19 protein-coding genes and 2 pseudogenes are annotated in these 20,458 nt (G+C 50.6%); 9 read left to right on the top strand and 12 right to left on the bottom strand.

The features are described 5' to 3' along the window. Nucleotides 1–41 precede the first annotated feature (41 nt). A complete protein-coding gene (locus AC3RPL_RS25605; RefSeq protein WP_490740995.1) occupies nt 42–224 on the top strand; it encodes a DUF3950 domain-containing protein in 183 nt (60 codons plus the stop codon). Nucleotides 225–554: 330 nt separating this feature from the next. Here AC3RPL_RS25605 and AC3RPL_RS25600 read toward each other — a convergent pair. From AC3RPL_RS25600 to AC3RPL_RS25575, 6 genes and pseudogenes are all read right to left on the bottom strand, one after another. Next, a pseudogene (locus tag AC3RPL_RS25600) lies at nt 555–1,298 on the bottom strand (phage antirepressor KilAC domain-containing protein); the annotation flags it as partial. A gap of 27 nt (nt 1,299–1,325) precedes the next feature. Beyond that, nucleotides 1,326–1,628 (bottom strand): helix-turn-helix transcriptional regulator, encoded by a 303-nt coding sequence (locus AC3RPL_RS25595; RefSeq protein WP_490741385.1) that lies wholly within the window; start codon nt 1,626–1,628, stop codon nt 1,326–1,328. A gap of 164 nt (nt 1,629–1,792) precedes the next feature. Further along, entirely contained in the window at nt 1,793–2,566 is a 774-nt protein-coding gene (locus tag AC3RPL_RS25590) for a hypothetical protein (protein WP_490740996.1), read from the bottom strand. Further along, nucleotides 2,559–3,788, bottom strand: coding sequence for a tyrosine-type recombinase/integrase (locus AC3RPL_RS25585; protein WP_490740997.1), 1,230 nt, complete (start codon nt 3,786–3,788; stop codon nt 2,559–2,561). Before AC3RPL_RS25585 ends, AC3RPL_RS25590 begins: the two co-directional genes overlap by 8 nt. 173 nt (nt 3,789–3,961) lie before the next feature. Beyond that, nucleotides 3,962–6,052: pseudogene (glnE, locus tag AC3RPL_RS25580) on the bottom strand (bifunctional [glutamate--ammonia ligase]-adenylyl-L-tyrosine phosphorylase/[glutamate--ammonia-ligase] adenylyltransferase); the annotation flags it as partial. A 52-nt stretch (nt 6,053–6,104) separates the two neighbouring features. Continuing rightward, nucleotides 6,105–7,406 carry a CYTH domain-containing protein gene (locus AC3RPL_RS25575; RefSeq protein ID WP_490742027.1) on the bottom strand — a complete coding sequence of 434 codons (1,302 nt, stop codon included), beginning with the start codon at nt 7,404–7,406 and terminating at the stop codon, nt 6,105–6,107. 208 nt (nt 7,407–7,614) lie between these two features. Between AC3RPL_RS25575 and AC3RPL_RS25570 the strand changes: the two genes are divergently transcribed. Together AC3RPL_RS25570 and AC3RPL_RS25565 are read left to right on the top strand one after the other, a co-directional pair. Continuing rightward, nucleotides 7,615–8,235 carry a TIGR04211 family SH3 domain-containing protein gene (locus AC3RPL_RS25570; RefSeq protein WP_034936917.1) on the top strand — a complete coding sequence of 207 codons (621 nt, stop codon included), beginning with the start codon at nt 7,615–7,617 and terminating at the stop codon, nt 8,233–8,235. Between the two features lie 179 nt (nt 8,236–8,414). Then, nucleotides 8,415–9,650 carry a multifunctional CCA addition/repair protein gene (locus AC3RPL_RS25565; RefSeq protein WP_490742026.1) on the top strand — a complete coding sequence of 412 codons (1,236 nt, stop codon included), beginning with the start codon at nt 8,415–8,417 and terminating at the stop codon, nt 9,648–9,650. Between the two features lie 34 nt (nt 9,651–9,684). Here the strand turns inward: AC3RPL_RS25565 and bacA are convergent, their stop codons facing one another. Both bacA and folB read right to left on the bottom strand, forming a co-directional pair. Continuing rightward, nucleotides 9,685–10,509 (bottom strand): undecaprenyl-diphosphate phosphatase, encoded by an 825-nt coding sequence (gene bacA / locus AC3RPL_RS25560; RefSeq protein ID WP_261642226.1) that lies wholly within the window; start codon nt 10,507–10,509, stop codon nt 9,685–9,687. A gap of 142 nt (nt 10,510–10,651) precedes the next feature. Beyond that, nucleotides 10,652–11,011 (bottom strand): bifunctional dihydroneopterin aldolase/7,8-dihydroneopterin epimerase, encoded by a 360-nt coding sequence (gene folB / locus AC3RPL_RS25555; protein WP_490742025.1) that lies wholly within the window; start codon nt 11,009–11,011, stop codon nt 10,652–10,654. Nucleotides 11,012–11,118: 107 nt separating this feature from the next. Between folB and plsY the strand changes: the two genes are divergently transcribed. Together plsY and AC3RPL_RS25545 are read left to right on the top strand one after the other, a co-directional pair. Next, nucleotides 11,119–11,715 carry a glycerol-3-phosphate 1-O-acyltransferase PlsY gene (plsY, locus tag AC3RPL_RS25550; protein WP_261642228.1) on the top strand — a complete coding sequence of 199 codons (597 nt, stop codon included), beginning with the start codon at nt 11,119–11,121 and terminating at the stop codon, nt 11,713–11,715. A gap of 126 nt (nt 11,716–11,841) precedes the next feature. Next, entirely contained in the window at nt 11,842–12,132 is a 291-nt protein-coding gene (locus AC3RPL_RS25545) for a hypothetical protein (protein WP_490742024.1), read from the top strand. A 45-nt stretch (nt 12,133–12,177) separates the two neighbouring features. On the opposite strand, the gene tsaD is transcribed toward AC3RPL_RS25545, so the two are convergent. Further along, on the bottom strand, nt 12,178–13,200 hold the full coding sequence (tsaD, locus tag AC3RPL_RS25540) for a tRNA (adenosine(37)-N6)-threonylcarbamoyltransferase complex transferase subunit TsaD (protein WP_490742023.1): 1,023 nt from the start codon (nt 13,198–13,200) through the stop codon (nt 12,178–12,180). A 301-nt stretch (nt 13,201–13,501) separates the two neighbouring features. Here tsaD and rpsU point away from each other — a divergent pair, with 301 nt between their 5' ends. From rpsU to rpoD, 3 genes are all read left to right on the top strand, one after another. Continuing rightward, a complete protein-coding gene (rpsU, locus tag AC3RPL_RS25535; protein ID WP_001144069.1) occupies nt 13,502–13,717 on the top strand; it encodes a 30S ribosomal protein S21 in 216 nt (71 codons plus the stop codon). Between the two features lie 100 nt (nt 13,718–13,817). Beyond that, the gene (gene dnaG, locus AC3RPL_RS25530) at nt 13,818–15,563 is read left to right on the top strand and encodes a DNA primase (RefSeq protein WP_490742021.1); all 1,746 of its coding nucleotides are present in this window, start codon (nt 13,818–13,820) and stop codon (nt 15,561–15,563) included. Nucleotides 15,564–15,924: 361 nt separating this feature from the next. After that, the gene (gene rpoD / locus AC3RPL_RS25525; RefSeq protein ID WP_490742020.1) at nt 15,925–17,769 is read left to right on the top strand and encodes an RNA polymerase sigma factor RpoD; all 1,845 of its coding nucleotides are present in this window, start codon (nt 15,925–15,927) and stop codon (nt 17,767–17,769) included. 89 nt (nt 17,770–17,858) lie between these two features. Here the strand turns inward: rpoD and mug are convergent, their stop codons facing one another. Together mug and AC3RPL_RS25515 are read right to left on the bottom strand one after the other, a co-directional pair. After that, nucleotides 17,859–18,386, bottom strand: a complete 528-nt coding sequence (gene mug, locus AC3RPL_RS25520; RefSeq protein ID WP_490742019.1) for a G/U mismatch-specific DNA glycosylase — start codon at nt 18,384–18,386, stop codon at nt 17,859–17,861. 56 nt (nt 18,387–18,442) lie between these two features. Next, complete coding sequence (locus AC3RPL_RS25515) at nt 18,443–19,357, bottom strand: LysR substrate-binding domain-containing protein (RefSeq protein WP_490742018.1); 915 nt, start codon at nt 19,355–19,357, stop codon at nt 18,443–18,445. 230 nt (nt 19,358–19,587) lie between these two features. On the opposite strand from AC3RPL_RS25515, the gene AC3RPL_RS25510 reads away from it, so the two are divergent. Continuing rightward, nucleotides 19,588–19,977: a tautomerase family protein gene (locus AC3RPL_RS25510; protein ID WP_261642233.1), complete on the top strand. Its 390-nt coding sequence runs from the start codon at nt 19,588–19,590 to the stop codon at nt 19,975–19,977. A 21-nt stretch (nt 19,978–19,998) separates the two neighbouring features. Here the strand turns inward: AC3RPL_RS25510 and AC3RPL_RS25505 are convergent, their stop codons facing one another. Then, nucleotides 19,999–20,214: a hypothetical protein gene (locus AC3RPL_RS25505; RefSeq protein ID WP_490742017.1), complete on the bottom strand. Its 216-nt coding sequence runs from the start codon at nt 20,212–20,214 to the stop codon at nt 19,999–20,001. Between the last annotated feature and the right edge of the window lie 244 nt (nt 20,215–20,458).

Raw genomic sequence — 20,458 nt, 5'->3', positions numbered from 1 at the left:
ACGTACCATTGGGTTTCATCCTATAATACCGGTACGTACCAGTGCAAGATAAAATTACCAAATCTGCTTTCGAACGTTCAGGCAGCACAAAGAAAAATATCCGCTTCGAAGACTCACTTTTACAGCAAATTGATTCAGAAGCTGGCCCCGGACAATTTAGCGCCTGGGTTAAAGAGGCTTGCCGGGACAAGCTCCGCAATTTAGGCATCGAACCAAAGGGATAAGTAATGAAAAAAATAGTCTTGGTGTTAGCCGCAGTAATAATCGCGCTTATTATCTTTAAATCCTGTTCTTCCTCACATTTAGTGTGTGGGAGTAAAGAACATGATTTGTTGCGCCCAACCTGTGAGAAGCTTGTTGGCACAGAGCCAAACGGCTGACCGTTGCTCACATCTGAGCATCCCTCCCGGCAGGCTAACGCCATTTTTGGCGCTTGGACTTCGCTCGAATTAGCAGCTATATCAGGATTGACCAGAATGATCAGTGTGCTATCCTGGCCCTGAGTTAATTCTGTTCTGCTCCACTGGCGACCCTGCAAGGTCGCCTTTGTTTTATTAGGCTCCCGCATTTCGACCTCCCAGCATCCCAGCCTCAAAAAGTTTTTTAGCCATCCACTGAATACCTTTTGGCGTAAATTTCGCTTGGATGAATGCATGCCCATTAGTCATGTTCTCGCCAGTTTTGACAGTAAAGCGCCCGGACTCGATGTGATGGGCGTAAGGTGTCAATTTTCCTGCCAGCGCATACATGATCCCTTTATCAATCAGGAAGCGGCGCAACAAAGTCTCTTTGATGTTCAGAAGTTTTGCCGCTTCCCTGAATCCCATGCTTCCAGAGGCATTTACGAACCGGTCAACGAAATCAGCTTTTGGTGCTGTCTCCTGCAACTGGATTTCAAGGCGCGTGGCTTTCTCTGCCATATCAGCGGCGAGGCGCAATGCTTCGGGAAGTGACTGAGGAATAGCAGCGGCCTTCGCTTGTCGTTCGCAGTTGATGAAATACCGGCGAACCTCTCTGCCCTTATCGTTGCGCTCAACCATTGCCAGTTCTTTACCCATATCTGTGGTGATCAGGTAATCATGTTCAAGCTGTTGGCGATATTTTGCGCTCCCCGAAACGGGGGAGCTCAAATTTTCCACAACTATGAAATCCACACCCGCTGTAAATCCGTATTGGTTGACGCGTCCCTTAATCCATGTAGTGAAGTCGCGGCCAACCTCCAGAAAGGCATGCAGCTTTTTGGCGCTGGCGAGGGATGCAATCTCGCCGCCAATGTTTCCACGATGGATGGGTACCAATTGATTTAAATTCTGCATAGTGCCCCCTTAAGCCGATTTGCGGCTGTATGGGTTGTTGACGTTATTTACTGCCGGTGGATTACGTACCCACCAGAGAACATCAGAAAGGAGCCAAGCACAGCTATTTCGACCAAAGTGACAGCGTGCGGGAAAGCGGCCTTCCTGCTCCATCTTCCAGCGGGTAGATCGGGAAAGGCTGGTGATTTCCACGCACTCATCCTCACGAATGCGCTTGTCGTATTTGAAAGCGTACTCATTGAGAATAGTGCGGCGTTGCTCAGGAGTCGGGGGGGTAAATTGTTGAGCTTGCGCAGGTGCATTATTTGACATGTTTACTTCTCCGTTTTGGTGTTATGGAGATTGTGCAGTGTCAAAAATGATTATGTAATTTGCGCTAAACCTCTATAAATCGCTATTTATACATCATTGGCACAAAAAGCGATTCTTATGTCGATTAAGCAACATTGGCATAAAACAGGGGTTTTCATATGGTTTTACGCCAATGGCTTACCTGACTTTGTAATGCTGACCACTGTCTCGATATCAATTTCAATGTTGAGAAAAATGCTGCTTATAACGGCTGTGATGTTATATAGAGACTCACCAAAAAAGTCTTTGAAAAAATCACTTAAAGACCTGACAAAATAAGTCTTTTCGGGATTGTCACCTTTTCTTTTTATTACCGATGCTGGGCTATATTCTGCGGCCTTTCTGCTCAACGAATCAAGAACAGAGCTTACATGCGGCCCATTTACTCCAACAGAACTCCATACATTTGAAATTCCTAAATCGTTTTCAGTTTTATCAAAGTAAAAGCCATTTCCTTCTGAGCAATATTTTTCAAGGGTAAAATTCATCATTTTTAATCTATCATTGCCTTCCCACTTATCTTGGAAACTTCGAACGAAAACCCTATGATTCATGAAAGATGTGACTGAAATGTCAACTGGCGTACCCTCAATCTCCAACGAGAGCAGCCTGGAAAGTTCAGAAATCCTTTTTAGCTTAGCCATCTTGTTTCTATGGGTTATTAAATCCCATTCACAAGGGCCTTTATTTAACAATTCTATCTTCTCTGTCAGACTCGCAAAGAAAAAGTATGGCATTTCCTTAGAATTGGCTCTTTTTGAAAGTGCGCTCCAGACGAAAGACATTCGCTCATCAAAAATTAACTTACCCGCTATGTCCTTACATTCACCAATATTAATAAGTTCAGACTCATAATATCTTATCATTTCATCGTGAACATAATCAGGATAGTTATTCATCTCCACCAGCCTTAAGTAATACTACGTTTCTGTGATTACCGGCCAGAACATCGAGACGTTCAACCCATTTATTCAGTGCATCCAGTTTTTCGGGCAGGTATTGACTACGGTTGTACACGGCCATTACCCCGCCCAGCGAGTGCCCCAGAAGCAATTCAACGATGTGTGGCGGTATGCCTAAATCATTCATTCCGGTTGAAAAGGTGCGGCGCAAGTCATGAAGTCGCCAGTGCTCAGCGTGATCAAGCCTGTGCGCTATGTATGCTCCCACCTGGCTAACGGCGGTGTTTTTCTTCAGCTCGCCCAGCAGGTAACCACTTCGTTTATTTTCTTCCAGAAGTTGGGTAATCAACGGCATCAGTTTGTCAGGTATCGGCCTGATAATTTTCTCTCCGGTTTTACTGTGGTTCTCTGGCACTGTCCAGAGCCGGTCTTTTAAATCCCATTCGCCGGGTGTTGAAAGTCTCAGCTCTACCGTTCTGGCACCAAACACCAGCAGCAAATAAACGATATTTTGATAATAAGGCGCAAAGAAATCTGTATTCAGGGCGGCAAGTAGATCGCGCAATTCACGACTGGATAGAACGCGCTTGCGGCGATTAACTTTGACGCCTATATCCTGCATTGTTAACCCGTCCAGAACGTGACTAACCGCATAGCGGCGAACACGGCAAAATTTAAATGCCTGCTGTGACATCTGTAGAAGCATTCCGGCAATGCTTGGGGCTGTTTTCTTTGTTCGGGCAAGGCAGGTAAGCCAGTGATGCGTTTCGCAGTCTGAGAGTGCCATATCGCCAATGTGGGGGAAGATGTGATTATCAAATCGCTCGCGGTATCGAACATCATTAACCAGATTCCCATCGACATACTGAGTGAGCCAGTAATCTATGGCATCTTTCACCGTGACGGGCTTTAACGTGGTTTGCCTGTCAAGCTTTAGCATACGTTGCGGATCACGCCCTTCTGCCAGCCACTGGCGGCACTGGTCACGCATTTCACGCGCCTTTGCCAGACTCAGATCGGGATAACGGCCAAGTGTTGCCAGTTTTGCCTCTGTCTCACGGCCACCCAGGCGATATTTATACAGCCAGGTGATTGATCCCGCTTTCGTGACGCGCACCATCAATCCGGCACCGTCAGAAATCTTTGTAAGCCTCTCCGCTGGTACGCCAAGTAAAGCACGTAACTTTTTGTCACTGAGCCGATTGATTGACGTTGCCATCTTCAGTTCTTAACCGTTTTCGTTACCCCACCGATTACCCCACAGTTTGCCGCATAACTGCGCAAACGTCAAAAAACACTGGAACAATATACAGTGTGGTTTTGAGGTTAACTTATTGATAAACATACAAACTAGGTAAGCATGAGAAAGCATTAAAACCAGAAATGAAAATCGTAACCCAGTTCCCAGCCGCCCAGTTTACCATAGCCAATCACTGCAAAACCGCGCGCCTGCTCATCCTCAAGATGCGAGGGACGTCCATAACGCTGAACCATCATTTGCCATGCCTGTTGCACAACCTGCTCGATTATCGCTTCAGCCAGCCAGGTGAGGTGATCGCTTACTTTCATGACCGGTAGTGTTTTAGCAATATCAGCGGCAGCAATACGCAGATGTTGTGCCTGCTTGAACTGACGTAACGCCTCCAGTTGCTGTTCTTCGTCCTCTTCCGGTATGCGTAAAAAATACTGCCGCAATTCATCACGATAGGCATCAGTGGCCGTAGGCTGGTAAAGCGTGGCAGGATCGAGAAGTTCATCCAGCAGCAGAGGATATCGCGCAAGCTGGCTAGCGATCATTGGTGAAGCGGCGCACAGACGGATCAGATGTTTCAACGCACCATGATATTCAGTTAACAGCTCCAGATAGGTGGAGCGGGTGACAATCCCCAACAGCAAAGGCGTCAGGCGGCTCAGGGTGATATCAGCATCACTGCGTGGACAGACTTCAGACAGCAGGCGCGGCATCAGTTGATCCAGAGCCTGCCGACCTCGCGGACCAATTGTGCGTTTATCCACATCCTGATGAAAATCGGTCATTATCTGTAGCAGGCGCTGTCGTGACGTATCGCCCAGATGAGGAACCAGCGGAATAAGCTCGGCTTCCTCCAGCCTGTCCTGCCACAGGACACCGTATTCACCGTTTGTCTGACTTTCGCCGGTTTCAGGTGTGTCATCGCCGATAAGCTCATCAAACACAGCACGAACGGCCGCCATGTGCTGTTCCAGGTGCTGGTAAAGCTCATCCCATGAACCATGTGCCATCGCCCAGGCCAGCCGCTCACGGTTCAGCGCATCACCGGGCAGCGTCTGCGTCTGGTCGTCATTGATGCTTTGCAGCAGATTTTCCAGACGCCGCAAGAAAAGCCAGGCCCCGGTCAGCTGCTCTACCTGCTCTGATGACAACAGATTAAGTTCACCAATTGCCTGCAAAGCCTTCAACAGTGAGCGTTGTTGCAGGCTGCGCTCCCGCCCTCCCCGAATCAACTGGAACACCTGAACAATAAACTCAATTTCGCGGATACCGCCCGCGCCCAGTTTAATATTGTCGACCAGACCACGTCGTCGGACTTCCCGGGCTATCATGCTTTTCATGTTGCGTAACGACTGGACTACGCTGAAATCAATGTAGCGGCGGTAAACAAACGGTCGCAGCATCTGCTGTAATTCCTGACTCCAGCGGTCGTCCGCACTTCCCATCAGCCTGGCCTTCACCATCGCATAACGTTCCCAGTCACGTCCCTGCTCCTGGTAGTAATCTTCCAGCGCGGCAAAACTCAACACCAGTGGGCCGCTGTCACCAAAGGGACGCAGCCGCATATCCACGCGATAAACAAAGCCATCAACGGTGGGCTGATCCAGAACTTTAATCAGCCGCTGTCCCAGACGGGTAAAAAACTGCGCATTATCCAGCTCACGGCGACCACCTGTGGTGGTGCCATTTTCCGGCCAGGTGAAAATCAGATCGATATCAGAGGAGAAATTCAGCTCTCCGCCGCCTAACTTGCCCATACCCAGAATCAGCAACGGCTGTGCCTCCCCACGAGCATTTACCGGCGTGCCAAACTCGCGGCAGCAGGCCAGCCATAACCACTCTTTTGCAGCGATAATCAGCGTTTCAGCCAGCACACTAAGCTGCTGCAACGACTCCTGTGTGCTGCTGACAGCCAGCGTCTGCATCCATGCAATACGCGTGAGCATGTGGCGGCGGAACAGCCGTAATTGTTGCATCAGAGTATTGTCATCAGTCACCGAATCCAAATGGGTATGCAGCCATTGCGCGTAATGCTGCCATTCATCCGCAACGGGTGGGCTCTCTCTCAATAACCACAGCCACTGCGGATGGCGATTCAGGTTCTCACTGATAAAATCGCTGAAAGCGAACACTGCGGATTCAGTCGCATTGAGTGGTCCCGCTTCCGGGTTGAGACGTGACACCTGTTCTTTCAACAGCGCAGGCAGCGACGACGAAGGTAATGGCAACATAAAAGAACTCCCTGGATGCATTATTTCCGCCAGCCGCTTACTGCGGCCGGTTTCAGATATTCCCGTTTTTCCAGAAGACGGGTTGTTTTATGGTCTGGCGACACTGGCTTTCCAGCCAGGCTACCTGCCCGGACGTAATCGCCTGAGCCACCAGCTGCCAGTTCTCCAGCCAGTTGGCAACGGCGATGGGGTCATAAGCGCCCGCCAGCAGACGCGTTGCCAGCAGCTGACGATGCAGGCGGGTGAGTTTATCCTGATACTCATTCAGCTGATGTACGCGGGCAAAGGTTTCTTTCAGATCGGCTGAGATGCGTCCCAGCATGATGTCACTGAATCGCTTGAATGATCCCTGAAGCCTGGCATCAGCTTTGGCATCAATAAAATGTCGCCAGCGTTCAGTCACAATCCAGTTAGTAAGTGCCAACTGGGTTTCCAGACTGAGAGAGCTGAAACAGAATTTTTCTGCCGGTAAATTTTCCAGCAACAGCTCTTCCAGCCGGGTCAGAGACTGACGCAGTTCGCTACTCGCTTTGCGTGGCACCAACGCGCCAAAGAGCGAAAAGGCCTGACGCAACGTTTCCAGAGCCTGGTGGATTTGCTCCAGCGCAGCCTGATTGCCGCGCAACCACAGCTCTTCATGATACTGCCACTGACTCAGTGCCAACATAAAAGCAGCGCGCATCCCCTGCTCAACGGTGGCTTTTGCGGCAATATTCATCATCGGAACGGGGCGAAGATCGCGTGGCGGATTGCCTTTTGCCAGCGCATAGCCCCTGGCTGCTTTACTGAGGCTCCCGAGCCGTATTCCCCCCATCGCCGCCAGCTCCGTCGCAAAAGCTAACAGGTCATCGCGATGACCACTTTTCAACTCCAGCTCAATCTCGCTCAATGCTTCAGTCAGTTCACCGGCCGCCACTTCACCGCGATCACAGGCGACTTCGATCTCGCTGTTGAGGTAAGTAATTACCCACTTTTCACGGAAAAAGTGCGTACTGAAAAGCGGTTTCAGTTGGTGTTGTAAATCAATAACATCGCAACCCTCTGGCCAGATTTCGGCAGGCAATCTGTTGAGATCTAACTCTGGCGTATCCAGGGGTACGTTGTATTCTGGCCGCTGGTGCAGCCCGCCTACCGTCTGCCCCGCTGTTTTCAGCGTCATTTCATAACTGTCGCCAAAACCACGAATACGCAATCCCATATCCCAGCCTCGCAGCTGGCTGTCTGCCGTCTCAAAATAGATGTTGGTCAGTTTCTGCCCTTCGCTGTGCTGATGGGAAAAGCCTGCTAACAACGCCGGGAGTTTTTGGGCGCCTTCAGGGGTAACAATGAACTTTAATTCGATTTCGATGGTCATATTTTTTTATCAGTTGATTACCGGCATGGTAAATACGTTATCACGTGAAGAATAAAGCAGAAACGCCCAGGCTGTCCCGGCTTTCCTGCCACTTTGCGTGATGCCTCGCACCAGCCAGAGACCAGGACTGTTCTCATTCAGGTTTGTGCATACCAACTCCAGACTGTGCCATTACTTTTTTCCAGGACTTACGTAAAAAAGACATCGAATGAAAAAAACTCACCTTATCAGCCTTGCGCTACTGACCTTCAGCGTTGCCGCATCTGTTCATGCCGAAGAAAAACGCTACATCTCTGACGAACTTTCAACCTGGGTACGCAGCGGCCCCAGCGACAGTTACCGCCTGGTTGGCACCCTGAACGCCGGTGAAGAGGTGTCATTACTGCAAACCGATGAAAGCACGCATTATGCGCAGATTCGTGATGCGAACGGCCGGACCACCTGGATCCCTCAGGCACAGTTAAGCCAACAGCCCAGCCTGCGCACCCGTGTGCCTCAGCTCGAACAACAGGTCAAAGATTTAACCGATAAACTGGCGAATATCGATAACAGCTGGAACCAGCGCACCGCTGAAATGCAGAAAAAAGTAGCGGGCAGCGATGGTGCCATCAACAGCCTGAAGGATGAAAATCAGAAGCTGAAAAATGAGCTGATTGTGGCGCAGAAAAAAGTCAGCGCCGCAAATGTTCAACTGGACGACAAGCAGCGGACGATTATTATGCAGTGGTTTATGTATGGTGGCGGCGTGGCCGGCGTTGGCCTTCTGTTGGGACTGTTTTTGCCACACATGATCCCAAGCAGAAAAAAGAAAGATCGCTGGATGAACTGATTTTCCTCTCAGTCCGTTACCAGGCTCCCCTGCTGGCCCTGACCTGACACAATATGGACATCATGACGATGTCCGTGTTGTTTTTCATGACGGCTGGCTCTCTTCACTTTCCCGCAACAATGTGACAGCTTCTCCACTTCGCGTATGATGCCACTAACCAATCAGTCAGGAGCAAAGTAGTGAAGATTTATCTTGTTGGTGGCGCGGTACGCGATGCACTGTTAAATCTGCCAGTAAAAGATAAAGACTGGGTGGTGGTGGGAGCTTCCCCCGAGGAGATGCTGAATCAGGGCTATCAACAGGTTGGTCGTGATTTCCCGGTATTTCTGCACCCACGTACCCAGCAGGAATATGCCCTGGCTCGCACCGAACGTAAGAATGGCAGTGGCTATACCGGTTTTATCTGTTATTCCGCGCCTGATGTTACTCTTGAGCAGGATTTACTACGTCGTGATCTGACCATTAACGCTATCGCTCAGGATCAGGACGGCAATTACCACGATCCCTACGGTGGTCGCAACGATCTGACAAAACGCCTGCTGCGTCATGTTTCTCCGGCGTTCAATGAAGATCCGCTCCGCGTGCTCCGCGTGGCACGTTTTGCCGCGCGTTTTGCCCATCTTAATTTTACCGTGGCTGATGAAACACTTGCGTTAATGCGCAATATGGCCAGCAGCGGTGAACTGAATACGTTGACACCGGAACGGGTGTGGAAGGAGACGGAAAAAGCGTTGGCAACCCGCCATCCTGAGGTCTATTTCCAACTGCTGCGCGACTGCGGCGCATTGGCGGTGCTGTTTCCTGAACTGGACAATCTTTATGGTGTTCCGGCCCCGGCGAAATGGCATCCGGAGATTGATACCGGCGTGCATACCCTGATGACGCTGGCAATGGCGGCCCGGCTCAGCGACGACGTTGCCGTTCGTTTCGCTACCCTGTTTCACGACGTGGGCAAAGCGCTGACGCCCCCTGAAAAATGGCCCAGTCATCATGGCCATGGACTGGCAGGTATCCCAATAGTTGAAAAGGTTTGTCAGCGGTTAAGGGTGCCCAATGCCTTTCGCGATCTGGCGCTGCTGGTCACTGAATTTCACGATATGATCCATGTCGTGCAGCGTCAGAGCCCGCAAACCCTGGTGACTCTTTTTGATCGTATTGATGCCTGGCGAAAGCCGCACAGGGTGGAGCAGATTGCGCTGACCAGCGAAGCTGATGCGCGTGGCCGCACCGGGTTTGAAAATAATGCCTATCCCCAGGGCACCTATCTGCGTAAAGCCTGGGCGGTGGCGTTGAGCGTCCCTACAAAAGCAGTGATTGAGGCCGGTTTTAAAGGTGCGGAGGTTCGCGAAGAGTTAACCCGAAGGCGCGTTGCCATCCTGGACGAATGGCAAACTCAGCAAAATTTATTGCCTTGAAGGGAAGGCCGGGCTGAACGTCCGGCCTGCTTTTTCAAATCTGCACAAAGAGGAACCAGACCGCAATCGCCACGATGAAGCGATAGATAGCGAACGGCACAAAGGAGATGTTCTGAATCAATTTCAGGAACACCTTAATGGCAATCAGCGCCACGATAAATGCGGTGATAAAGCCAACGGCAAACATCGGAAAGTCTGCCATGGTCAGAAAACCTCTGCTTTTATACAGGTCGAGAATAGTGGCACCCAACATCATCGGCACTGCGAGAATGAAGGAGAACTCAGAGGCAGCATAGCGGCTAACCCCCATCAGCATCCCGCCGGAAATAGTTGCACCAGAACGTGAGAAGCCCGGCCACAGCGCAAGACATTGAAAGCAACCAATCACAAACGCCTGACGGTATGTCATATCATCGATGCCGACGGCTTTCGGTTTCTTCGGTTTGAGGAATTCAGCAGCCAGCAACAACACGCCGCCCACTACCAGCGCATACATGACGTTAACCGGGTTAAATAACAATTTAATCTTGTCGTGAAAGATCAAACCGATGACCACTGCGGGGATCATACCCAACAGAATATGAATTAACGTCAGATGCCCCCGGCCAGTTCCTTCGTGTGGCACTTTACCAAAGTGGATCCCGATCAGACCAAACAAACGACGCCAGAACATCACCACCACGGCCAGAATAGAGCCCAGTTGAATAACGACTTCAAAGGTGTCTGCCTTGTCTCCTTCAAACCCCAACAGATGACCGACAATAATCATATGTCCGGTGGAAGAGACAGGCAGAAACTCTGTTAATCCCTCAACAATGCCCAGTATTGCTGCCACCCATAGCTGATGTAGATCTGCCATCAAATTCCCCTATCCGTTCAAAAAACATTAAAAAGGCGGTCGCTGTTCGCTACCGCCGAAATTGTGTCAGCCCTGGGTTAGGCCAACCTTAAGACAATCCATAATGTCGTTTGCTTTAACTGTGATGGCAATCACTCTGGCTCTATTTCGGATTAGTCCCGCGTTCAATAATCACACCAACCTGCGTTGCCTGGGCCACGGCACCGGGTTTGCTGAGTTTAATGCGCACCCACGGCGAGTTGAATCGCGCCAGTAATAAGCTGGCAACTTCTTCCGCTACCCGCTCCACCAGGGCGAATGTTCCCCCCGCAACATGGTTGATGATGGCTTCAGATACATCGGCGTAGCTCAGACAGTCCTTCACATCATCGCTGGCAGCGGCCTTGCGGTTATCCCAGGCCATTTCGACATCGAACACCAGTTTTTGTTGAATAGTTTGTTCCCAGTCGTAAACGCCGATAGTCGTGATAACGGAAAGTTGCTCTATAAATACGATATCCATGATGTCACTCTCTGTTTTTGTGATTGCCGGATACCACTTCCGACAGTTTATGCGTATTATCCACAGATGATGAGATCAAAACGACCCCAGCAACACGGAACGGTGTTATGAGTGTATTCGCGCTTGGTATGATTGTTTTCGCGTATCTTTGCGGCTCGGTTTCCAGCGCAATTCTGGTATGCCAGCTTTTCCGTTTACCCGATCCGCGTCAACATGGCTCCGGCAACCCCGGTGCGACCAACGTACTGCGGATTGGTGGCAAGTTGCCTGCGCTGACGGTACTGATTTTTGATATTCTCAAAGGTATGTTACCGGTATGGCTGGCATACCATTATGGCGTCAGCCCGTTTTATCTCGGTCTGACGGCTATCGCGGCCTGTCTTGGTCATATATACCCGGTCTTCTTTCATTTTAAAGGCGGCAAAGGCGTGGCGACTGCGTTTGGTGCCATCGCGCCAATAGGCTGGGATCTGACCGGGCTGATGACCGGAACCTGGCTACTGACCGTGTTGTTGAGCGGTTACTCTTCTCTGGGAGCGATCATCAGTGCGTTGATTGCACCCTTCTATGTCTGGTGGTTTAAACCGCAGTTCACCTTCCCGGTCGCGATGCTCTCCTGTCTGGTATTACTCCGTCACCACGATAATATTCAGCGTTTGTGGCGCGGTCAGGAATCGAAAATCTGGAAAAGAAAATCCAAATAAAACTTAACTTCACTTAATTGTAATTAATAATTGATAATTGCAAAAAACCCTGGAAATAAATTAAAACAATTGGGCCATTTAATGGCGTGGATTTAATTTAATAATATTAATTACAAGGAATTGTTAATGAAAGAATTATCACAGCAAGAATTATCACTGGTGAGTGGTGCAGGGTTTATTGAGGACGCCCTCAGTAATATTGGAGGCGTGATCGGCAACAGCTTATACGGGCTGGTTTCAGATAGTACAAGCGTTAGCATTCCACTGCCTGGAAACGTCAGCATCAGTTCGTTGCTGCCAAATTTAGGCACCAGTACAGGCTCCAGCCTTGGGAGTAAGGTCGGCAGCGCTATTGAAAACACCATTGCCAGTATTCCTTTAATTGGCTCCTGGTTAAACAGCCTTTTAGGTAACTGATTTATATAACGACTCTACGCCACCCTACAGCGGTGGCGTATTATATTAATTGTTTCCCAGAGGTAAAAGCTCTGACAGCGGCCACCGTGGTTGTACAGTAACGCTCAGCTTATCCCGTGTCCCCTCTTGCAACCTGACCATGCCAGCATAGGCTATCATCGCACCGTTATCAGTACAGAGTTCCGGACGCGCATAAAATACTTCGCCGCCACGCGCTTTCATCACCTCAGCCATTTTTTCCCGTAGCGTGCGATTGGCGCTGACGCCACCGGCAATGACCAGTCGCTGGAAACCCGTTTGTTCCAACGCGCGTTTGCACTTAATCACCAGCGTATCCACCACGGCATCTTCAAACGCTCTGGCGATGTCCGCGCGCGTTTGAGCATCATCACAATTTTCACGTATTGTATTAGCAGCAAAAGTCTTCAGCCCTGAAAAGCTGAAGTCAAGTCCTGGACGATCGGTCATTGGGCGCGGAAAAACAAAGCGTTTTTCGATGCCCAACTGCGCTATTTTAGACAGCACAGGGCCGCCCGGATAATCCAGACCAAGTAGTTTAGCCGTCTTGTCAAAGGCCTCTCCAGCTGCATCATCGACGGACTCGCCTAACAGAGAATATTCGCCGATCCCGGTCACACTGATCAATTGAGTGTGTCCACCGGAAACCAGCAGCGCAACAAACGGAAATGCTGGCGGGTTGTCTTCCAGCATCGGTGCCAACAGATGCCCTTCCATATGATGGATGGGAATGGCCGGAACGTCCCAGGCAAATGCCAGCGAACGGCCAATCGTGGCACCCACCAGCAAAGCCCCCACCAGTCCGGGACCCGCAGTGTAGGCTACTGCATCAATGTCCTGCGCCTGTAAGCCCGCTTCTTTCAATGCCGCCTGAATCAAAGGCACGGTTTTGCGCACATGATCGCGCGAAGCAAGCTCAGGCACGACTCCGCCATAGTCGGCATGCAGTTTAACCTGGCTGTAAAGTTGGTTGGCGACTAACCCGGATGCATCATCGTAAATCGCCACACCGGTTTCATCGCAGGAAGTTTCTATGCCGAGCACACGCATTTCTTTCACCTCTTTTCTTGCGGCGCGCAGTGTAACATGAAGGGCACGCCACCGGCGGCAATTTTCAGTCTGCGCTTCTGATGGCCTCCCGGATAACAGAGAAATAGTTTCGCCGCAGCGGATTGATTGATGTATAATCCTTCGCCTGAAAAAACCGGCAGCGGCACAGGCGCATCTGTTGGTGACATTACGCTATGGTGCTTTACAACGCAGCCTGTGTTGGAGTAGAATTTCGCACCATTTTGAAACAAGCTGGCACTGACGTCAGCAACAAAACCGAATTTATCGAGGTGAGAGTTACATGCCGGTAATTAAAGTACGTGAAAACGAGCCATTTGACGTTGCACTGCGTCGCTTCAAACGTTCATGCGAAAAAGCAGGCGTTCTGGCTGAGGTTCGTCGTCGTGAGTTTTATGAAAAACCGACTACCGAACGTAAGCGCGCTAAAGCGTCTGCTGTAAAACGCCACGCGAAGAAACTGGCTCGCGAAAACGCACGCCGCACTCGTCTGTACTGATCTTTTAAGCTTCACAGACAAGTTTGTAGTATAAGAAGGCCGTGCTTTCCGAAAGGAATGCGCGGCTTGTTCTCGTTTATGAGCTGATAAACCGGGGCTTATGGCTGGACGAATCCCACGCATATTTATCAATGACTTGCTGGCGCGCACGGACATCGTGGATCTGATCGATGCTCGTGTGAAGCTGAAAAAGCAGGGAAAAAATTATCATGCGTGCTGTCCCTTTCATAATGAAAAAACCCCCTCTTTCACCGTCAATGGTGAAAAACAGTTTTACCACTGCTTCGGCTGTGGTGCTCATGGTAATGCTATTGATTTCCTGATGAATTATGATCGTCTGGAATTCGTGGAAAGTATTGAAGAGCTGGCCACACTCTACGGTCTGGAAGTACCGTATGAGAATGGCACGGGCCCCAGCCAGCTCGAGCGCCACCAGCGACAGAGTTTGTATCAGTTGATGGACGGGCTGAGCCATTTTTATCAGCATGCGTTGACTCAACAACACGCCTCTGACGCACGAGACTATCTGCGCAAACGTGGTCTCAGTGACGAAGTGATTACACATTTTTCCATTGGTTTTGCCCCCGCAGGATGGGACAACGCCCTGAAGAAATTTGGTCATAATCAGGATGACCGCCAGTCGTTGATTGATGCAGGCATGTTGGTCACTAACGATCAGGGACGCAGTTACGATCGCTTCCGTGAACGAATAATGTTTCCTATCCACGACAAACGTGGGCGGGTTATCGGTTTTGGGGGACGAGTCCTGGGTGATGCGCTTCCCAAATACCTTAACTCACCGGAAACCGATATTTTTCATAAAGGCCGCCAGTTGTATGGCTTGTATGAAGCACAAAAAAAACATCCTGAACCGGCAAAGCTGTTGGTGGTCGAAGGCTACATGGACGTGGTGGCGCTGGCACAATTTGGCATTGATTATGCAGTGGCCTCACTGGGGACCTCGACGACGCCCGAACATATTCAACTTCTTTTCCGCACGACAGACAACGTAATTTGCTGCTATGACGGCGATCGTGCAGGACGTGAAGCCGCCTGGCGGGCACTGGAAACCGCATTACCTTACATGAATGACGGTCGTCAGCTACGCTTTATGTTTCTGCCTGATGGTGAAGATCCGGATACGCTGGTACGTAAAGAAGGAAAGGCAGCTTTTGAAGCCAGGATGGAGCAGGCCATGCCGCTGTCCACTTTTCTGTATGACACGCTGCTGCCGCAGGTTGATCTGAGTACCCCCGATGGTCGTGCGCAACTCACCACGCTGGCGCTGCCACTGGTCAGTCAGGTGCCAGGAGAAACGCTGCGCATTTATTTGCGGCAGGTTCTGGGGGATAAGCTGGGCATCCCGGACCATGTCCAATTAGAAAAATTGCTGCCAAAGCAGGGTGAAAATGCGAAGCCCTCGCCGCAACCTCAGCTAAAACGCACAACCATGCGTATACTGATTGGGCTGCTGATTCAGAACCCAGGGCTGGCAGCAATAGTCCCCTCAATGCAGGGACTGGAGAATTCTGCGCTGCCCGGATTTTCGCTGTTTGTTGAGCTGGTCGAGACATGCAATGCGCACCCTGGCCTGACGACCGGACAGCTACTGGAGTTATATCGCGGAACAAATTTTAGTCAGAGCATTGAAACTCTGGCGACATGGAACCACATGATCGTAGACGATGAGGTGGAGACCATGTTCAAGGATTCACTGGCCAGCATGTACGACGCCGCGCTGGAACGTCGTCTTGAAGAACTGATTGCCCGTGACCGCACTCATGGGCTCAACGCGGAAGAACGCCGCGAACTCTGGACGTTGAGTCAGGCACTGAAGAAGCAGTGACCTTCAGATGAAGAACGGCAGGCAGCCAGTTTTAACAAGGTATTAAAGCGGTCCGTTTATTGCAGGCCGCTAACAGAGACTGGGGAGATGACTGTTTTAGCCGGTTTCAGTGGTCTGAGTGGAAATGCGCATCCTCACCGGGTAGACAATCAGGTGGGAATTGAGCGTACTGCACGGACTGGAAAGGCAACAACAGTGCCCCAGACAGAATATCCAGCGGCTCAAGTGCCGATTATCCGCCAGGTTGAGCCTGGCAGCCGCCATGACGGGCAGCGGCAATAATCAAACGCCCTCACTGTTATTGTTGGCTGCTTAGCCGACCGACACCAATCTAATTTAACAGAAGTGTGGATACCGTCTTATGGAGCAAAACCCGCAGTCACAGCTGAAGCTGCTTGTCACCCGTGGTAAGGAGCAAGGCTATCTGACCTATGCCGAGGTCAATGACCATCTGCCGGAAGATATCGTCGACTCCGATCAGATCGAAGACATCATCCAGATGATCAACGACATGGGCATACAGGTTGTGGAAGAAGCACCTGATGCCGATGATCTGATGCTGAACGAAAACACCAGTGATACGGACGAAGATGCTGCCGAAGCGGCTGCTCAAGTGTTATCCAGCGTTGAATCGGAAATTGGACGTACCACAGACCCTGTGCGCATGTACATGCGCGAGATGGGCACCGTTGAGCTGCTGACGCGAGAAGGCGAAATTGACATCGCCAAACGCATCGAAGACGGGATTAACCAGGTACAGTGTTCCGTTGCTGAATACCCTGAGGCCATTACTTATTTACTGGACCAGTACGATCGTGTTGAAGCAGGTGAAGCACGCCTGTCCGATATGATTACCGGATTTGTCGATCCGAATGCAGAAGAAGAGATGGCGCCCACGGCCACTCACGTAGGCTCTGAGCTTTCTGAAGAAGAGCGCGACGACGACGATGATGAAGACGAAGATTCTGATGATGACAACTCTGATGATGACAACAGCATCGATCCAGAGCTGGCTCGTGAAAAATTTAACGACCTGCGCGTGCAGTATGAAAAAACTCGTACCGTAATCAAAGCCAAAGGTCGCAGCCATGCTGATGCCGTTAGTGAGATCCAGAATCTGTCTGACGTGTTTAAACAGTTCCGCCTGGTGCCAAAGCAGTTTGACTACCTGGTGAACAACATGCGCACTATGATGGATCGCGTTCGTACTCAGGAACGCATCATCATGAAGCTGTGTGTTGAAATCTGTAAAATGCCGAAAAAGAACTTCATCACCCTGTTCACCGGCAATGAAACCAGCGAAACCTGGTTCAAAGCGGCGCTGGCTATGAACAAGCCCTGGTCTGAAAAGCTGAAAGAAGTAACAGAAGACGTGCAGCGCAGCCTGATGAAACTGTCGCAGATTGAGGAAGAGACGGGGCTGACCATTGAACAGGTCAAAGACATCAACCGTCGTATGTCCATCGGTGAAGCGAAAGCTCGCCGGGCGAAAAAAGAGATGGTTGAAGCAAACCTGCGTCTGGTTATTTCAATCGCCAAGAAATACACCAACCGTGGTTTGCAGTTCCTCGATCTGATTCAGGAAGGCAACATTGGTCTGATGAAAGCCGTGGATAAGTTTGAATATCGCCGTGGTTATAAGTTTTCAACCTATGCCACCTGGTGGATCCGTCAGGCCATTACCCGCTCGATTGCTGACCAGGCGCGCACCATCCGTATTCCGGTTCACATGATTGAGACTATCAATAAACTCAACCGTATTTCCCGCCAGATGTTGCAGGAGATGGGCCGTGAGCCGACGCCGGAAGAGCTGGCCGAACGGATGTTGATGCCAGAAGATAAAATTCGCAAGGTGCTGAAAATTGCCAAAGAGCCTATCTCTATGGAGACGCCAATTGGTGATGATGAAGATTCACACCTGGGTGATTTTATCGAAGACACCACGCTTGAGCTGCCGCTTGATTCTGCCACCTCAGAGAGCCTGCGCTCCGCGACCCATGACGTTCTGGCAGGTCTGACCGCTCGCGAAGCAAAAGTCCTGCGTATGCGTTTTGGTATCGATATGAATACTGACCATACGCTGGAAGAGGTGGGTAAACAGTTCGATGTAACCCGTGAGCGTATTCGTCAGATTGAAGCAAAAGCGCTGCGTAAACTGCGTCATCCAAGCCGCTCTGAAGTATTGCGTAGCTTCCTGGACGATTAATCCCGTCGGGTTACCGTGCTAAGGCCCCTGCTTGCAGGGGCTTTTTTTTGGTAGCAAAAAACACAACAGACCACCCCACTCATTGCAGATCAAAGTCCCCGCAGAGCAAGCGCCGTATCCAGCTCACGGTACGCTTCCACCAGTTTTTCCTGTGAAGCCCGGTTCAGACCGCTGGGATTTGGCAGTACCCAGATCTCTGTTTTACCGACCGTTTGCCGTTGTCTGCCCCATTCAACCCGGCTCACCCGGAACGCCTGTTTGAAAGCCTGCTTGCCCAGTACTGCCAGCGCATCTGGCTGATAGTGAAGAATTTTATGCACCAGACTTTTGCCACCGTCGCGCAACTCCTGACCTGACAACTCCGTAGCTTCTCTGGTTGGCCGTTCTACCAGCATGGTGATGCCGCAACGCGTATCCAGCAACCGCATCTCCTCTTCCGGTTTCAGCTGCCTGCTGGTAAAACCAGCCTGCCAGATAGTTTTCCAGAAACGGTTACCAGGATGAGCAAAATGATAGCCGGTGTGGGCAGACGATTTTCCGGGATTAATACCGCAAAACACCACCCGCAGACCAGGGGCAAGAATGTCGGTAATGTTATGTTCTTCTGACTCATGCATGTGCTGTTCTCTCAACAAAAAAGATCTGATAACCGCTGGCAGCTGGCAAATTTCGGTTATTGCGAGCTGAAAGCCTCGCGCAGCCAGTGGATAAAGCCCCTCACGGCTCGCGGGACCTGGGCAGACCAGGGACGTACGACACAGATCGTACCGGCAAAGGTGCCAACCGTCTGCCAGTCTGCCAGAAGTTCAACCAGGCTACCCTCGCGCAGGGCGCTCCGGGCGCTGAAATCCGGTAGCATGGCAATTCCCATTCCCTGCAATGCCGCATCCCGCAGCGACTCACTGTTGTTGGTGGCAAAGGGCCCGCTTACGTTAACCGTTACCTTTTCCGCCCCTTTGGTAAATCTCCAGCCTGGCGTTTCCGTGCCGCGTGGATAGTACAGACAGTGGTGTTCTGACAGCGACTGCGGCGATTGTGGCCAGCCACGCGCCGCCAGATACTCAGGCGAAGCCACCAGCAAGGCACGAGTAGCACACAACGGCTGCACCACATGGGTTTCAGACAGCGTGTCACTGTGGCGGATGGCGACATCAAATCCTTCACTGACCAGCGACACCAGCCGGTCTGTCACTTCCAGTTGAACGCGCACCTGTGGATGCTCATGCAAAAAGGCAGTGATATGCGGCACCAGTTGCTGACGGGAAAATGCCACCGGAGCCGTGACGCGCACCAACCCACGCAGCGGTCCGGCAGAGTCCCTGACGCTGGAAAAACTCTGTTCGATAAGGGCAAAGGGGACACGTAGCTCCTCCACCAGCTTCTCACCGGCACTGGTCAATCTGACAATGCGGGTGGTGCGAGTCACCAGCGGAACGCCAGCCTGGTGTTCAAGCTCTTTTATCTTCTGACTCATCGCTGCCTTGCTCACTCCCAGCCGTTCAGCAGCGCGAGTGAAACTGCCCTGCTCCGCCAGTACAGTCAGCCAGTGCAGATGCATCCACAATGCACCTGTTTTAATCTCTTTCATATTGATTGTTCATTTATAAAAACAATAAGTTCAAGTATAGCGACTTTTTTCCTGACCATCATGCAGGTAGAGTGTCTGTTCAGGGCAAAATATTCCCCCTTCCTGTGCAACTGACGCCATCGGGGAGCAACAGCCAAACGGCATTATTTCGCGATTTCAGCCCGCCCCCCTCTTTTCGCGAAAATTTAAATGCTTGATAAAATAAATGATTTAAAATCAGGAGAAAAATAATGCCCTTACTTCAGTTTGATGTTATTGAAGGACGTTCGCCTTCAGAGCTAAAAATCCTGCTGGATGCTGCACACCGGGCAGTGCTGACTGCTTTCAATGTTCCCGAAAGAGATCGCTATCAGATTGTTCACGAAAACAAAGCTCATCAGATGGTTTTTGAGGATACCGGTCTGGGGCTGGAGCGTACACGCAATCTGGTGATGGTCAGGGTCTTTACCAGTCCACGTAGCGACCAACAGAAACAGCTGTTTATGGCGGAACTGTGTCGCGAACTGGAGGAGAGCTGTGGCATTGCAGGGAGTGATGTGATGATCAGCTTTATCACCAACGCGAAGGGAGACTGGAGCTTTGGTAACGGTGTCGCACAATATATTACCGGCGAACTGTAAGCGCGGTAATGGCAGGTGGTGTCAGTGAAGGAAAAATGCCCGGTGGGCAACCACCAGGCATTTACCCGCTACTGGATACGTCACGACATCCGCCAGATGAAAAACCGAAACAGTTAAGCTGCCATCGGCGTTATCGATTGCTGGCTGAGGATCCGTGAGATGGCTCTGACTTCTGATGATTAATTTCCGGATGAAGAAAAACCAGATAACATTATTTTTTCTTAACATTAATTCCATAATACTTGCAGTATTTCTGCAATTTCACCTCGTTTTGTGCAGCATCCCGGCATTTATCATCTCAACGGGTAATAACCAGTTAGCCCCTTCAATCATGAAATAACATTTAATTAAATAAATCGTAAACAGAATACAGTAAATACCCCGCAGCCTGTCCCCGTTCTGATTGCCAGAGATAATTCGCTACGTTAAATTGATCTGCCGATGACAGATCGGTTCATCGCCATTTATGGCCAGGGATTGT

This window comes from Erwinia papayae (genome assembly GCF_058241465.1).
This window is presented reverse-complemented; position numbering and strand designations above follow the sequence as displayed.